The following is a 14246-nucleotide window of genomic DNA, read 5'->3' on the forward strand; positions in this document are numbered from 1 at the left end:
TCTGGCTGATATTTCGAGCTTTTTTTGTGACCGATGCGATCAGCAGGCCGCCGGGAGCGCGAAATTAATGCCCGAGGATGGTCGATCGCCGATCATTTTCGAACACTCATTTCATTTACGCGGTGTTCCGGGGCGTGTCCCGCGGTGAGTTTTCGGACGTGTTCCGCGAGCGTGTCCGGCGCCAGCGGGCCAGCAGTCCCTCGGGCACCTCTTCGGCCGTGAGCGCGAAGACGAGGTGGTCACGCCAGGCGCCGTCGATGTGGAGATAGCGCGGCCGAAGGCCTTCGTCACGGAATCCGAGTTTCTCCACGACCCGTCGGCTCGGCCCGTTCTCGGGCCGAATGCAGACCTCGATGCGGTGCAGACCAACGGTTCGGAAGCAGTGGTCGGACGCGAGCGCCACGGCCGTGGGCATCACTCCGCGACCGGCGACCGCCTCGTCCACCCAGTAGCCGATATGGCCCGAGCACATCGAGCCCCAGGTGATTCCGGCGACCGTCAACTGCCCGACGAGCCGCCCCTGGTACTCGATGACGAACGGCAGCATCCGCCCCGAGTTCGCCTCGGCGCGCAGATGCCGGACCATCTGGCGATAGGTCGGCCGGTGGGCGATCGGCCCGCTCGGCGTGGGCGGCGGAATGGTCGCCTCCCAGGGGCGCAGCCAGTCCCGGTTGCGGCGGTTCACATCGCGCCAGGCCCGCTGGTCGCGCAGCTTTATGGGCCGGAGGACCACATCGCCGTCCACCAGCTCGACCGGCCAGGATGGGCTGTTCAGCTCACACCCCCACTGCCGCCGGGTCTGGGGTGGTCGCCGCCGCGGATCTGCTCGACGGCGTGGATCAGGAGGGGTTCGAGGACGGCGAGACCGTCCCGCACCCCGCCCGTGGAACCCGGAAGGTTCACGATCAGCGTCCTCTCCGCGACCCCGGCGAGCCCCCGGGAGAGCGCCGCCGTCGGCACCTTCTCTCTTCCGAACGCCCTGATGGCCTCGGGAATGCCCGGCACCTCGTACGTGATCAGCTTCCGCGTGGCCTCGGGGGTGCGGTCGGTGGGTGAGATGCCCGTGCCGCCGGTGGTCACGATGACGTCGTACCCGGCCGTGACGCCCACCCGCAGGGCGTTCTCGACGGGGTCCCCGTCGGGGACCACCCAGGGCCCGTCGACCGCGAAGCCGAACTTCAGGAGCCCCTCCGCGATCAGGGGCCCGCCCCTGTCCTCGTAGACACCCGCCGCCGCCCGGTTGGAGGCCGTCACGACGAGCGCGCTGTACGGGGCGGTCAGGGCGCCGCCGATCGGCGGCTCGGCAGGTGCCGCCGGGGTCGCCGTCATGCCCGGCTCCAGTCGCCCGACTTGCCGCCCGTCTTCTCCTCCACGCGCACGTCCGTGATGACCGCCCCCTTGTCGACCGCCTTGACCATGTCGATCACGGTGAGAGCCGCGACGGTGACCGCGGTGAGGGCCTCCATCTCGACGCCCGTGCGGTCGGTGGTCTTCACGGTGGCCAGGATCTCGACGGCGTCGTCCGCGACCGACAGATCAAGCTTGACACCCGACACCGACAAAGGGTGACAGAGCGGGATCAGATCGGGGGTGCGCTTGGCGCCCATGATGCCCGCGATGCGCGCGGTGGCGAGGGCGTCGCCCTTGGGGACCCCCTCGCCGCGCAGCAACTCGATCACGCGGGGCGAGACGAGGACGCGACCGCTCGCGCGGGCCGTGCGGGCGGTCACGTCCTTCTCGGACACATCCACCATGCGGGCTGCGCCCGCCTCGTCGATGTGGGTCAGTCGGTCCTGCGTACTCATGATGGCTGGGGCGCTCCCGGTCGGGCCTGTTGTGCGCGACACGGTACCCCCAAGTCGGGGCCTTCAGCCGAGGAGGACCACGTCGACCTCGGTGCCGGGCTCCACGGACTCGTCGGACTCGGGGACGACGATCAGCGCGTTCGCGTGCGCGAGGGCCGCGATCAGGTGGGATCCGGCACCGCCGACGGGGGTGACCTCCCCGTCCGCGTACCGTCCGCGCAGGAATTGACGGCGTCCGGCGGGCGAGGTCAGCGCCTTGTCCGTACGCAGGGTCGCCCTGGTCATGGACCGGTGGACGTCCTCGACGCCCATCAGCGTGCGGATCGCGGGGCGCACGAACAGCTCGAAGGACACGTACGACGACACGGGGTTGCCCGGGAGCGCGAGCAGCGGGGTGTGGTCGGGGCCGATGGAGCCGAAGCCCTGGGGCTTTCCGGGCTGCATGGCGAGCTTGCGGAACTCGATGCCGCTGCCCTCCTCGTCCTCGTCGCCGACGGAGGACAGGGCCTCCTTGACGACGTCGTACGCGCCGACGCTGACGCCGCCCGTGGTGACCACGAGGTCGGCGCGGATGAGCTGGTCCTCGATGGTGGCGCGGAGTGTCTCGGCGTCGTCGGCGACCGCGCCCACGCGGTAGGCGATCGCGCCGGCGTCACGGGCGGCGGCGCACAGCGCGAAGCTGTTGGAGTCGTAGATCTGGCCGGTGCCCAACTGCTCGTCGGGCTGGACCAGTTCGCTGCCGGTGGACATGACGACCACACGCGGGCGCGGGCGCACCCGGACGGTTCCCCGGCCGATCGCGGCGAGCAGGCCGATCTGCGGCGGGCCGAGGACCGTGCCCGCGGAGAGGGCGCGGTCGCCGGCCTTCACATCGCTGCCCTTGGCGCGCACGTGCGCGCGTGCCGGTGCCGAGCGGTGGACGTGGACCTGGCCGGAGGCGCCCTCGGGGGACGCGCTGCGGGCACGCATCCCGGAGACGGGGCCCTCGCCCAGGCCGCCGTCGGTCCACTCCACGGGGACGACGGCCTCGGCGCCGGGCGGCAGCGGGGCGCCCGTCATGATGCGGGCGGCCTGGCCGGGTCCCACGTGGAGCAGCTCGGACTCGCCCGCCGCGACGTCACCGACGACCGTGAGCACGGCCGGGTACTCCTCGCTCGCGCCCGCGACATCGGCGACCCGGACCGCGTACCCGTCCATCGAGCTGTTGTCGAACGGCGGCAGGGAGACCGGCACCGTGACGTCCTCGACCAGGACGCAGCCCTGGGCGTCGAGGAGCTGCAGCTCGATGGCTTCGAGGGGGCGGACGGTCGCGAGGATGTCCTCCAGGTGCTCGGACACCGACCAGAGGTGGTCCTGGCCGGTGACGCGGGTAGCGGCGCTGCTCAAATTGCTACATCTCCTCGGTGACGTAACTACGAAGCCAGGTCCGGAAGTCCGGGCCCAGGTCTTCACGTTCGCACGCGAGTCTGACAATGGCACGCAGGTAGTCGCCGCGGTCGCCGGTGTCATAGCGGCGGCCCTTGAAGATCACGCCGTGCACCGGGCCGCCGACCTTCTCGTCGGCGGCGAGCTGCTGGAGGGCGTCGGTGAGCTGGATCTCGCCGCCGCGGCCCGGCTCGGTCTTTCGCAGTATGTCGAAGACGTGGGGGTCGAGGACGTAGCGGCCGATGATCGCGTAGTTGCTCGGGGCATCCGCGGCGGCCGGCTTCTCGACGAGGTCGTGGACCTTGACGACGTCACTGTCGTCGGTGAGGTCGACGGCCGCGCAGCCGTAGAGGTGGATCTGCTCGGGCGCGACCTCCATGAGGGCGATCACGCTGCCGCCGTACTGCTCGTGGACGTCGACCATGCGCTTGAGCAGCGGGTCGCGCGGGTCGATCAGGTCGTCGCCGAGGAGCACCGCGAAGGGCTCGTGGCCGACGTGCGGGGCGGCGCAGAGCACGGCGTGGCCGAGGCCCTTGGGGTCGCCCTGGCGAACGTAGTGCATGGTGGCGAGGTCGCTGGACTCCTGCACCTTGGCGAGCCGGTCGGCGTCGCCCTTCTTCTGAAGGGCCGATTCCAGCTCGTAGTTGCGGTCGAAGTGGTCCTCGAGGGGGCGCTTGTTGCGGCCCGTGATCATGAGGACGTCATCGAGGCCCGCGGACGCGGCCTCCTCGACCACGTACTGGATCGCCGGCTTGTCGACGACCGGCAGCATCTCCTTGGGAGTGGCTTTGGTGGCCGGCAGGAACCGGGTGCCGAGGCCTGCTGCGGGGATGACAGCCTTGCTGATCCTGGGGTGTGCCTGAGTCATGCCCGACACCATATCCGGTGCCTTTGTATGGAATCTGTGGCTCCGGTTAATTCGCTCTCATATGAGCGCATTATGAAGGGTACGGAACAAGCCTATGAGCCACCTGGGACCCGAACCCGAGTCTGGCAAGCGAGTGTTGCGGCGAGAGTTCCTCACGGTGAGAAGCCGGTATACGGCCGATGACGTGCGGGAAACCGGGGCCGCACTCGCCACCCGCGCCCTGGAGCTGCCCGAACTGGCGCACGCGCGCACCGTGGCAGCTTACGTGTCCGTGGGGAGCGAACCGGGCACCCGTGCGCTCCTCGACGCACTCCACGCGCGCGGCGTGCGCGTCCTGCTCCCGGCGCTCCTCACGGACAACGACCTGGACTGGGGCGCGTACGCCGGAGAGGGCTCGCTGGTCTCCGTACAACACCGGGGAAAGATGGCCCTCCTGGAGCCCGCGGGCGAGCGCCTGGGCCCGGACGCCGTGCTCGCGGCCGACGCCGTGCTGCTGCCCGGCCTGGCCGTGGACGCGCGCGGGATGCGGCTCGGCCGCGGCGGCGGATCGTACGACCGGGTCCTGGCGCGACTCGACCGCGCGGGCGCTGATCCGGCCCTCGTGGTGCTGCTGTACGACTCCGAAGTGGTCGACCGCGTCCCCGAGGAGCCGCACGACCGGCCCGTGCACGCGGTGGTGACCCCTTCGGGAGTGCACCGCTTCCGCCGGCCCTCTCCGTAGAGGCCCCTTCGCGTCCGTAGGGGCCCGTTGTGCGAAACGGCCCTCCACGCGCGTGCGTGGAGGGCCGTTCTCAGATGGCGCTCAGGGCTTCAGGACCAGCGTGTCCGACGTTTTCGCGTCGACCGCCCGCTCCTTGAAGGCCCAGGGCAGCAGCTCGCCCTTGACCCATTTGCCGGTCTGGTCGATGTAGTGGGCGCTGTAGGCGTGCCCGGAGGCACCGGTGAGGTTGATCCACTTCGACTTGTCGAAGTCCTCCAGGTTCACCACCATGCGCATCGACGGCACCCAGACCACGGAGTAGCCGCCCGCGGCGTTCCAGCCGGTGGCGTTCACCGCCGCCTCGCCGCCGCCCATGTTGTACGGGCCACGGTTGAGCATGTACTGGAGGAAGCCGGGGCCCTCGATGCCCAGGGTCTGGTTCTTGAGGTAGAGCCGGTGCAGCCGGCCCCAGTTCCAGCTGTCGATGTCCTTGCCGAGCTTGGCGGTGAGCTCCCAGCGGGCGTCCGTGAGGGCCCGCTTGAAGAGCTCGTCGCGGGTGTCGACGGCCTTGTCGGTGCGCGTCTTCGGCGCCGACCACCAGGCGTTGTCCTCGTCGTCGAGAATCTTGCGCACCACCTCGAACCAGCGGTCGCCGCCGTCCGGCTGCGCGCTGTCGGCGTCGCGCTGCCCGCACTCGCGCACCCGCCGGTCCTCGTCGGCCGGTCCGGTGGAGTCGATCGGCTCGACGTTCAGGCACTGGCCCTCGACCCGCAGCTCCTTGGGCAGCTTGTTGCCGAAGGCGAGCTTGAGGATGTTGCGCCAGGTCGCGTTGAAGTACGCCGCCGCGGCCGAGTCGGCGTCCTGGGTGTAGTTCCAGCCCTCCAGGAGCTTCTGCGCCTCGCGGACGTCCTTGTCCGCCACGTCGATCTTGAGCAGCTTGGGCACCAGGAGCTTGGCGATCTCACTGCTGTTGTCGAGCTGCATCTGGCGCATGTCGTCGGTCGAGATCTTGCCGCCGCCCTTGATCTTCGACTCGATGAGATCGGCGATCCGCTGGCTGCGCGTTCCGTAGCCCCAGTCCGTGGTGAGCGTGTAGGGGTACTTGTCCTTGTCGACGACGGCCTGGTTGGCGGTCACGATGTAGCCGCGGTCCGGGTTGTACTCGTAGGGCAGCTCGGCCTGCTTGATGTAACCGGTCCAGCGGTACTTGGAGTCCCAGCCGGGCGAGGGGAGCGAGCCGTCGCCCTCACCGCGGATCGGGATCCTGCCGGGCAGCTGGTAGCCGATGTTGTCGTCGGTGTCCGCGTAGATCAGGTTCTGCGAGGGCACGTCGAACAGGGCGGCCGCCTTGCGGAACTCCGTCCAGTCGGTGGCCTTGTTCATCGCGAACACGGCGTCCATCGAGTTGCCCGGGTCCAGGGCGGTCCAGCGCAGGGAGATGCCGTAGCCGTCACCGCGGTCGGGTGCCGCGCTGTCGACGGTGGCCTTCTTGCCGACCTTCACGAGTTCGTCGTTGCGGTCGGACAGCAGCGGTCCGTTGTTGGTCTCCCGCACGACGATGGTCTTGGAGTCACCGCCCGCGACGTTGATCTTCTCCTCGCGGGTGGTGAAGGCCTTCACCTTGTCGTCGTACTCGTAGCCCTTCCCGGTGAGCTTCTCCAGGTAGAGGTCGGTGACGTCGGCACCGGAGTTGGTCATGCCCCAGGCGATGGACTGGTTGTGGCCGATGACCACGCCCGGCATGCCCGCGAAGGTGTACCCGGAGACGTCGTACTGGCACTTCTCGGAGACGCTCCTGCAGTGCAGGCCCATCTGGTACCAGACGGACGGCAGCGAGGGCGACAGGTGCGGGTCGTTGGCGAGCAGCGGCTTGCCGGTGATGGTGTGGGTGCCCTTGACGACCCACGAGTTCGAACCGATGCCGTTGCCGTTCACGCCGACGGCCTCAGGGACGTCGTCGAGCACCTTGTAGAGGCCCGACAGCTGGCCCTGCAGCCCGGAGGGGGCCTCCGCGTTGTTAGCGAGCCCGGTTCCCGCCGAGGACTGCGTACCGCCGGTACCCGTGCCGGTGTCGCCGCCCTGCCGGTACTCCCCGGTGGCGCTGTCGTACTGACCCTCCTGCACGATCGGCTTGTTCCGGTCGTACGGGTACTGCGGGTACAGGTCGGCGATCTGCTGGGGACCCAGGCGGCTGGTCATCAGGGAGCGGTCGATCTCCTCCTGCATGTTGCCGCGCAGGTCCCAGGCCATCGCCTTGAGCCAGGCCACCGAGTCGACCGGGGTCCACTCCTTTGGCTTGTAGTCGTTGGCGAAGCCGAGGGCCGCGTACTCCAGCGAGATGTCCTCGCCGTCCTTGCCCTTCAGGTACGCGTTGACCCCCTTGGCGTATGCCTGCAGGTACTTCTTCGTCTCCGCGGAGAGCTTGGTCTCGTACTCCTTCTTCGCCACCCGGTCCCAGCCGAGCGTGCGCAGGAACTCGTCCTCGTCGACCTGGCTCTCGCCGAACATCTCGGAGAGCCTGCCGGCCGTCATATGACGGCGTACGTCCATCTCGTAGAACCGGTCCTGCGCCTGGACGTAGCCCTGCGCCATGAACAGGTCCGCGTCGGTCGAGGCGTAGATCTGCGGGATCCCGTAGCCGTCGCGCTTGACGTCCACGGGGCCCGACAGGCCGTCGAGCGTGATGGAACCCTTGGTCTGGGGGAAGGAGGCACGGACGGTGCTGATGCTCCAGAACGACCCGTAGGCGATGCCGCCGACAATGGCCAGAACCAGGACGATCAGGATCAGACGGGCTCTGCGCCCCTTCTTCCTGCCGGACTTGCCGGGCTTTTGACCGGAAGATGCGGTGGTGTTGGGGGGCATCGCTGTCCTTGCTGTCCTCACGCGAGCGGCAGGCGGGCTTGTCCATTTGACTGAGCGCTGGAGCAACCATAGGCGCAGGGCCAACTCGGGCTTGACGCGGAGTCGGGAACCCGGGCGGACGGGAGTTCGATCTTGCCTTGCCGAGTGTCAAGAAAGCGTCAAGAGTTAGGTAAGGTAACGAAGTAGTTGAACCATCGAGCCGGCTGAACCGGCCACGGTTGTACCGAACCAGGTGATCCAACCGATCGAAGCGGTCCAACTGGTCAAAGTGATCCACTCGGAACGGCGAGAAGGGAAACAGCCGCTGACTGTCCACCACCTCAACCAGCTCCTGCTCGTTTGCTCGCTCGTTCTGCTCGTCGCGGTGGCAGCGGTTCGGATCTCGTCGCGCAGCGGGCTCCCCAGCCTGCTCGTGTACCTGGGCATCGGCGTCGCCATGGGCCAGGACGGCATCGGCGACATCCACTTCGACAACGCCGAACTGACCCAGGTCATCGGGTACGCGGCCCTGGTCGTGATCCTGGCCGAGGGCGGCCTCGGCACGAAGTGGAAGGAGATCAAACCGGGGCTGCCGGCTGCCTCCTCACTGGCGCTGGTCGGCGTCTCGGTGAGCGTCGGCATCACCGCGACAGCGGCCCACTACTTGATCGGGCTGGAGTGGCGGCAGGCGTTCATCATCGGCGCGGTGGTGTCCTCGACGGACGCGGCGGCGGTCTTCTCCGTGCTGCGGAAAGTGCCCCTCCCCGCGCGCGTGACGGGCATTCTGGAGGCCGAGTCGGGCTTCAACGACGCCCCGGTGGTCATCCTCGTCGTCTCGTTCTCGATGGCAGGACCGGTGGAGCACTGGTACCACCTGCTCGGCGAGATAGCGCTGGAGCTGTCCATCGGAGCGGCCATCGGTCTCGCGGTGGGCTTCCTGGGGGCGTACGGGCTGCGGCATGTGGCGCTGCCCGCCTCCGGCCTCTACCCGATCGCGGTGATGGCGATCGCGGTCACGGCGTACGCGGCCGGGGCGCTGGCCCACGGCAGCGGCTTCCTCGCGGTCTATCTGGCGTCGATGGTGCTGGGCAACGCGAAGCTGCCGCACTGGCCCGCCACACGCGGCTTCGCCGACGGGCTCGGCTGGATCGCCCAGATCGGCATGTTCGTACTGCTCGGGCTGCTGGTCACACCGCACGAGATGGGCGACGACATCTGGCCCGCGCTCGTCATCGGGCTGGTGCTGACCATGGTGGCGCGGCCGCTGAGCGTCGTGGTGGCGCTGGCGCCCTTCCGCATGCGCTGGCAGGAGCAGGCCCTGATGTCGTGGGCCGGGCTGCGCGGCGCGGTGCCCATCATCCTGGCGACGATCCCGATGGTGAGCGGCGTCGAGGAAAGCCGTCGCATCTTCAACATCGTCTTCGTACTTGTCGTCGTCTACACCCTCGTCCAGGGGCCCACGCTCCCCTGGGTGGCGCGGAAACTGGGCGTGTCCAAGGCCCCCTCGGAGACCGCCGACCTGGGGATCGAATCGGCACCCCTGGAGCGGCTGCGCGGACATCTGCTGTCCGTCGCGATCCCGGAGGGGTCGAAGATGCACGGCGTCGAGATCAACGAGCTGCGGCTGCCCGCGGGTGCCGCCGTCACGCTGGTCGTCCGCGGTGGAGAATCGTTCGTTCCGCTTCCCACGACCGTGCTGCGGCGCGGCGACGAGCTGCTCGTGGTGGCCACCGATCCCGTCCGGGACGCGGCCGAACAGCGGCTGCGCGCGGTCGGGCAGGGGGGCAAGCTGGCGGGGTGGCTGGGGACGGGTGGGAACGGGAGCGAGGACTGAGCCTCGGCTCCTTGGCTCTCCGACTGCTCGGCTCCTTGCGCTTTGGGTGCCTGGCTTTCGGGCTCCTCGGCTCGGTGAGTATTCACAGGCGTCGGCCAGAAGAGTGCTGGGTTTCACAGGGGTGGAGTCGCTTGGGCCTGTATCATCAAGGCGCATCTTGATCTAACCAACTCTGCCTGACGCAGAGCTGGCGCGACCGTATGGCGGCCGCGGTGCCCTCTCCGGCGGGCGGCCCGGCATCTACCGCAGTTCCGCGCAAGAGGACAGCTCTCGGCGCCTCCAGCCCCGCAGAAAGGGCGCGCTACCAGGCGGCAGAAAGGCACGGGCCGTGGCATCCACGGTCACCCCGGAGTCCCCCGGGACTCCTGTCTCCTCCCGCCCGGGATACGGACAACTGCTGCGTACGCGCGGCGCGTGGACGTTCCTGCTTCCCGGCTTCGCCGCGCGGCAGCCGTTCGCGATGCTGACCATCTCCATCGTGCTGCTCGTCCAGCACACCACCGGCTCGTACGGGGCCGCCGGCGCCGTCGCCGCCGTGACCGGTGTCTCCCTGGCACTGTTCGCGCCCTTCACCGGCCGCCTCGCCGACCGTCACGGCCAGCGGGCCGTCCTGCTGCCCGGCGTCCTCGTCCACACGCTGGCGGGACTCTCCCTGACCGCGCTGGCACTCTCGGACGCGCCTCTGTGGGCACTCTTCGTGGCCGCCGTGCCGACGGGTGCCTCGGTGCCGCAGATCGGGCCCATGGTGCGGGCCCGCTGGGGCGTCAAGCTCCAGGACTCGCCGCTGATGACGACCGCGGCGGCCTTCGAGTCCGTCACCGACGAGCTCACCTTCGTGTTCGGGCCGCTGCTCGCCACCGCGCTGTGCACCGCCATTGATCCGGCCGCCGGCCTGCTCACGGAGGCCGCGCTGACCCTGGTCGGCGGTCTGCTGTTCGCCGCCCAGCGCGGCACCCAGCCGGCCGTGGGCCTCAAGGGGCACGCGCGCGTGAAGCACGCCTCCGCGCTGTCCGTCCCCGGCGTGCGTGTGCTGATCGTGGCCTTCCTCGGCATCGGCGCCGTGTTCGGCGGCATGCAGGTCTCGCTCGCCGCGTTCAGCGAGTCCATCGGCGAGCCCGGTCTGAACGGTGTCCTGTACGGGACCTTCGCCGCGGGCAACATGCTCTCCGGCGTCGTCTGCGGCGCGATCGCCTGGAAGGTCGCCCCGCGCCGCCGCCTCGTCGTCGCGTACGCCGCCCTGGGGCTGACCGCCTCCGGACTGTGGGCCGCCCAGTCGGTGACCGTCCTCGCGGGCATCGGCCTCCTCGTCGGTGTGTGCATCGCTCCCGCCCTGATCACCGGCTACACCCTGGTCGACGGACTCGTGCCGGCGGGCGCCCGGACCGAGGCCTTCACCTGGCTCACCGGAGCGGTCGCGCTCGGGCAGGCGGCCGCCGTGACGATCGCCGGACAGATGGAGGACCGCCTGTGGGACGGTGCCGGATTCCTCGTCCCGATGGGCGGCACGCTGCTGGCCCTGGCGACCCTCGTGACCCTGCGTTCACGGCTCTCGCCCCGGGTCGTGAGCCGGACCGTCGCACGTGGCGTGGGTCACCGAGAGCCGGTGGCAGTGGACTGATCCCGAGGAATACGTCACTATGGACCGTCGTTAGCACTCACTGAGTGAGAGTGCCAGGAGGAAGACAAGTGCCGACCTACCAGTACCAGTGCACCGAGTGCGGCGAGGGCCTCGAGGCGGTGCAGAAGTTCACCGATGACGCCCTCACCGTGTGCCCGAGCTGTGACGGACGCCTGAAGAAGGTGTTCTCCGCGGTCGGCATCGTCTTCAAGGGCTCCGGCTTCTACCGCAACGACAGCCGCGGTTCGTCGTCGAGCAGCAGCCCGGCGCCGGCCACGAAGACGTCGACCGGATCGTCCGACTCGAAGACGTCGTCCTCGTCGGACTCCTCGTCCTCTTCGGGCTCCAAGTCGTCCTCGGACTCGAAGTCGTCGTCCACGAGCTCGTCCTCCGGCAGCAGCAACGCCGCGTAACGCTCTCGCGCACAACGGTTCTTCGCCCACGAACCCTGTCGTCGTACGACGACAGGGTCTTCGGCGTTTCCGGGCCCCGGCTAGGGTGCCGTTCATGGTGAACACGGAGAACGTCGAGATCGGCGTCATCGGCGGGTCGGGCTTCTACTCCTTCCTCGACGACGTGACCGAGATACAGGTGGACACGCCGTATGGAGCGCCCAGCGACTCTCTGTTCCTCGGTGAGATCGCCGGGCGGCGGGTCGCCTTCCTTCCCCGCCACGGGCGCGGCCATCATCTGCCGCCGCACCGCATCAACTACCGCGCCAATCTGTGGGCGCTGCGGTCCGTCGGGGCGCGTCAGGTGCTCGGGCCGTGCGCGGTGGGCGGGCTGCGGCCCGAGTACGGGCCGGGGACGCTGCTCGTGCCGGACCAGTTCGTGGACCGTACGCAGTCCCGGGCGCAGTCCTACTTCGACGGGCTGCCGTTGCCCGGGGGCGACGTGCCGAACGTCGTGCACGTGTCCCTTGCCGACCCCTACTGCCCCACCGGGCGCACGGTCGCGCTGGACGCGGCGCGGGGGCGCGACTGGGAGCCTGTGGACGGCGGGACGCTGGTGGTCATTGAGGGGCCGCGGTTCTCGACCCGTGCGGAGTCGCTCTGGTATCGGGCGCAGGGGTGGTCCGTGGTGGGGATGACCGGGCATCCGGAGGCTGCGCTCGCTCGTGAACTGGAGCTTTGCTATACGTCGTTGACGCTGGTCACCGACCTCGACGCGGGGGCCGAGAGCGGGGAGGGCGTCTCGCACGACGAGGTGTTCAAGGTGTTCGCGGCGAATGTGGATCGGCTGCGGAGTGTTTTGTTCGATGCGGTGGCGGGGCTGCCTGCGAACGCTTCGCGGGATTGCCTGTGCACGACTGCGTTGGGTGGGATGGATACGGGGGTTGCGTTGCCGTAGGTGGGTGGTGTGGCTCGCTGTCGCGTTGTCTCGGAGCGCGGGCCGTGCCGGTACGTCGAGCCGCTGCCGGTGCGGCTCGCTGTCGCGTTGCCTTGGAGCGCGGGCCGTGCCGGTACGTCGAGCCCGCCGCTGCCGGGTGTACTGCTGCGGTTCTTAGGGTTCTGTCTTTTGGAGGAGCCGTACGCGGCGGGCTTTCGACGTACCGGCACGGCCCGCTCCCGTGCGTCCTTGGCTGCGGGTGCGGCATGGTCCGCTCCCCTGCTTTTTCGGGTGCGGGTGCGTTGTTCGCGGGGCGGAACTGTTCCTTCGGGTGAGGGAGTTGTCCACAACCTGGTGGTCGTCCACTGGGCTCGGTGGGATTCCGGAGGAGGGCGCAGGCTGGGGTCGCAAGCCGATCTTTCGACCACAGGTGGTGGTACCCGTGTCGCAGCTCTCCTCCTTTCCGCGTCCGTTGGGCACGGATGTGCCCGGCACGTGCGAGGTGCCGCATTTCGCTCCTGTGCGGGTGCGTGGTGGGCGGTATCAGGCGCGGCGGCTCGTTCGGCATCGGAGGCGGGCCCTGGCGGTCGGTCTCGCGGTGTCCGCGGTGGCGCTCGTCGCCGCGGGGCCCGGGGAGAGGGATACGGAGGCGCGCGGGGGCGGGTCGCCCCGGGGGCGTCCGGTGGCGGATGCGGGACGGGAGCGACGGGCCGTCGAGATGGTTTCGGCGCCGGTGCGGATCGCCGATGGTGCGACCGTGCGGTTGCTCGGGCCCGGTGACCGGGTCGACGTCGTCGCGGCCGAGCAGGGTGCGGTGGGGCCGGGGGACGCTCATGTGGTTGCGCGTGGTGCGCGGGTGACGAAGGTGCCCGAGTCGCCGGACAGTGTCTCCGAGGGTGGGGCGCTCGTCGTCCTGTCCGTGCCTCGGCGGACGGCTGCGTTGCTGGCCGGGGCCGGCGCGACCTCACGGTTGGCGGTGACCCTGTGCTGACCATGGCAAGGATGGCTGCCGTCAGGCTGTCAAGTCCCTCGTTGGAGTTACAGAATTGGACAGCGCTGCCGCGCCCTGACGTAGGTTGCGGAGCTGTTGATTCCACAGTTTTTGCGGCTGAAGAGGGGCTCCCTGGTGAGCGAGCAGAAGAAGGATCCGAGCGTCTGGGACGGCTTCAAGGCCTTCCTGATGCGCGGGAATGTCGTCGATCTGGCTGTCGCGGTGGTCATCGGCGCCGCCTTCACCAACATCGTCAACTCCGTGGTGAAGGGCGTGATCAATCCACTGGTCGGCGCCTTCGGCACCAAGGACCTCAACCAGTACAGCTCGTGTCTGAAGGACCCGTGCCGGTTCGACGAGGCGACGGGGACCGCGACGAGCGGTATCCCCATCATGTGGGGCACGGTCCTCAGCGCGACGCTGACCTTTCTGATCACCGCGGCCGTCGTCTACTTCCTGATGGTCCTGCCGATGTCCAAGTACCTCGCCAAGCAGGCGGCCCGCCAGAAGGCGAAGGAGAGTACGCAGGAAGTGATCGAGGTGAGCGAGCTGGAGGTTCTGAAGGAGATCCGCGACGCCCTGGTGGCCCAGCGCGGCTCGGGGCACAACGAGCAGTAGCCGCGGTAGTCCGGGGTCAGATGTGGTGGGGCGGCTTTTCGTCCAGGAAGCGGGCCAGGTCCGCCGCGCTGTCGCCGGTGGGCCGCTCGCCCCAACCACGGTCCGTGTCGTCGTCGGACGGCCGGCTCAGGGGGTCGTCGAAGACCAGCGCGGCCTTGGGGTCACGTGGTTCGGCGTCGGGGCGAGGGGGCGGGGCGGGGGTAGAGCTCATACG

Annotated in this window: 14 protein-coding genes; 7 read left to right on the forward strand and 7 right to left on the reverse strand. The window is 69.3% G+C overall.

Annotated elements, in window-relative coordinates:
- Positions 1–115: 115 nt before the first annotated feature.
- The 5 genes from JEQ17_RS19750 to galU form a co-directional block, all read right to left on the reverse strand.
- Positions 116–745 (reverse strand): GNAT family N-acetyltransferase, encoded by a 630-nt coding sequence (locus JEQ17_RS19750; protein WP_234048271.1) that lies wholly within the window; start codon positions 743–745, stop codon positions 116–118.
- A gap of 26 nt (positions 746–771) precedes the next feature.
- The gene (locus tag JEQ17_RS19755) at positions 772–1329 is read right to left on the reverse strand and encodes a MogA/MoaB family molybdenum cofactor biosynthesis protein (RefSeq protein WP_200396471.1); all 558 of its coding nucleotides are present in this window, start codon (positions 1327–1329) and stop codon (positions 772–774) included.
- Positions 1326–1805 carry a cyclic pyranopterin monophosphate synthase MoaC gene (gene moaC, locus JEQ17_RS19760; protein ID WP_143638866.1) on the reverse strand — a complete coding sequence of 160 codons (480 nt, stop codon included), beginning with the start codon at positions 1803–1805 and terminating at the stop codon, positions 1326–1328. The genes JEQ17_RS19755 and moaC overlap by 4 nt, the downstream gene beginning before the upstream one ends.
- Positions 1806–1868: 63 nt before the next feature.
- Positions 1869–3191 carry a molybdotransferase-like divisome protein Glp gene (gene glp, locus JEQ17_RS19765; RefSeq protein WP_200396472.1) on the reverse strand — a complete coding sequence of 441 codons (1323 nt, stop codon included), beginning with the start codon at positions 3189–3191 and terminating at the stop codon, positions 1869–1871.
- 4 nt (positions 3192–3195) lie between these two features.
- Complete coding sequence (gene galU / locus JEQ17_RS19770) at positions 3196–4098, reverse strand: UTP--glucose-1-phosphate uridylyltransferase GalU (protein ID WP_200396473.1); 903 nt, start codon at positions 4096–4098, stop codon at positions 3196–3198.
- Between the two features lie 94 nt (positions 4099–4192).
- Here galU and JEQ17_RS19775 point away from each other — a divergent pair, with 94 nt between their 5' ends.
- On the forward strand, positions 4193–4819 hold the full coding sequence (locus JEQ17_RS19775; protein ID WP_200396474.1) for a 5-formyltetrahydrofolate cyclo-ligase: 627 nt from the start codon (positions 4193–4195) through the stop codon (positions 4817–4819).
- Between the two features lie 81 nt (positions 4820–4900).
- Here the strand turns inward: JEQ17_RS19775 and JEQ17_RS19780 are convergent, their stop codons facing one another.
- Positions 4901–7663, reverse strand: a complete 2763-nt coding sequence (locus JEQ17_RS19780) for a penicillin acylase family protein (protein WP_200396475.1) — start codon at positions 7661–7663, stop codon at positions 4901–4903.
- Between the two features lie 268 nt (positions 7664–7931).
- Here JEQ17_RS19780 and JEQ17_RS19785 point away from each other — a divergent pair, with 268 nt between their 5' ends.
- The 6 genes from JEQ17_RS19785 to mscL all read left to right on the forward strand — a co-directional run bounded on the left by JEQ17_RS19785 (position 7932) and on the right by mscL (position 14032).
- Positions 7932–9476 carry a potassium/proton antiporter gene (locus JEQ17_RS19785; protein ID WP_200401597.1) on the forward strand — a complete coding sequence of 515 codons (1545 nt, stop codon included), beginning with the start codon at positions 7932–7934 and terminating at the stop codon, positions 9474–9476.
- A gap of 328 nt (positions 9477–9804) precedes the next feature.
- Positions 9805–11094, forward strand: coding sequence for an MFS transporter (locus tag JEQ17_RS19790; RefSeq protein ID WP_200396476.1), 1290 nt, complete (start codon positions 9805–9807; stop codon positions 11092–11094).
- A gap of 68 nt (positions 11095–11162) precedes the next feature.
- Positions 11163–11507 carry an FmdB family zinc ribbon protein gene (locus tag JEQ17_RS19795; RefSeq protein ID WP_143638854.1) on the forward strand — a complete coding sequence of 115 codons (345 nt, stop codon included), beginning with the start codon at positions 11163–11165 and terminating at the stop codon, positions 11505–11507.
- 94 nt (positions 11508–11601) lie between these two features.
- On the forward strand, positions 11602–12444 hold the full coding sequence (locus tag JEQ17_RS19800; RefSeq protein WP_200396477.1) for an S-methyl-5'-thioadenosine phosphorylase: 843 nt from the start codon (positions 11602–11604) through the stop codon (positions 12442–12444).
- A 409-nt stretch (positions 12445–12853) separates the two neighbouring features.
- The gene (locus tag JEQ17_RS19805) at positions 12854–13414 is read left to right on the forward strand and encodes a hypothetical protein (protein ID WP_383394147.1); all 561 of its coding nucleotides are present in this window, start codon (positions 12854–12856) and stop codon (positions 13412–13414) included.
- 132 nt (positions 13415–13546) lie between these two features.
- Entirely contained in the window at positions 13547–14032 is a 486-nt protein-coding gene (mscL, locus tag JEQ17_RS19810; RefSeq protein WP_200401598.1) for a large conductance mechanosensitive channel protein MscL, read from the forward strand.
- Positions 14033–14048: 16 nt separating this feature from the next.
- Here the strand turns inward: mscL and JEQ17_RS19815 are convergent, their stop codons facing one another.
- The gene (locus tag JEQ17_RS19815; RefSeq protein ID WP_200396479.1) at positions 14049–14243 is read right to left on the reverse strand and encodes a hypothetical protein; all 195 of its coding nucleotides are present in this window, start codon (positions 14241–14243) and stop codon (positions 14049–14051) included.
- Positions 14244–14246 lie beyond the last annotated feature (3 nt).

The sequence above is a fragment of the Streptomyces liliifuscus genome, from assembly GCF_016598615.1.
GTDB lineage: Bacteria > Actinomycetota > Actinomycetes > Streptomycetales > Streptomycetaceae > Streptomyces > Streptomyces liliifuscus.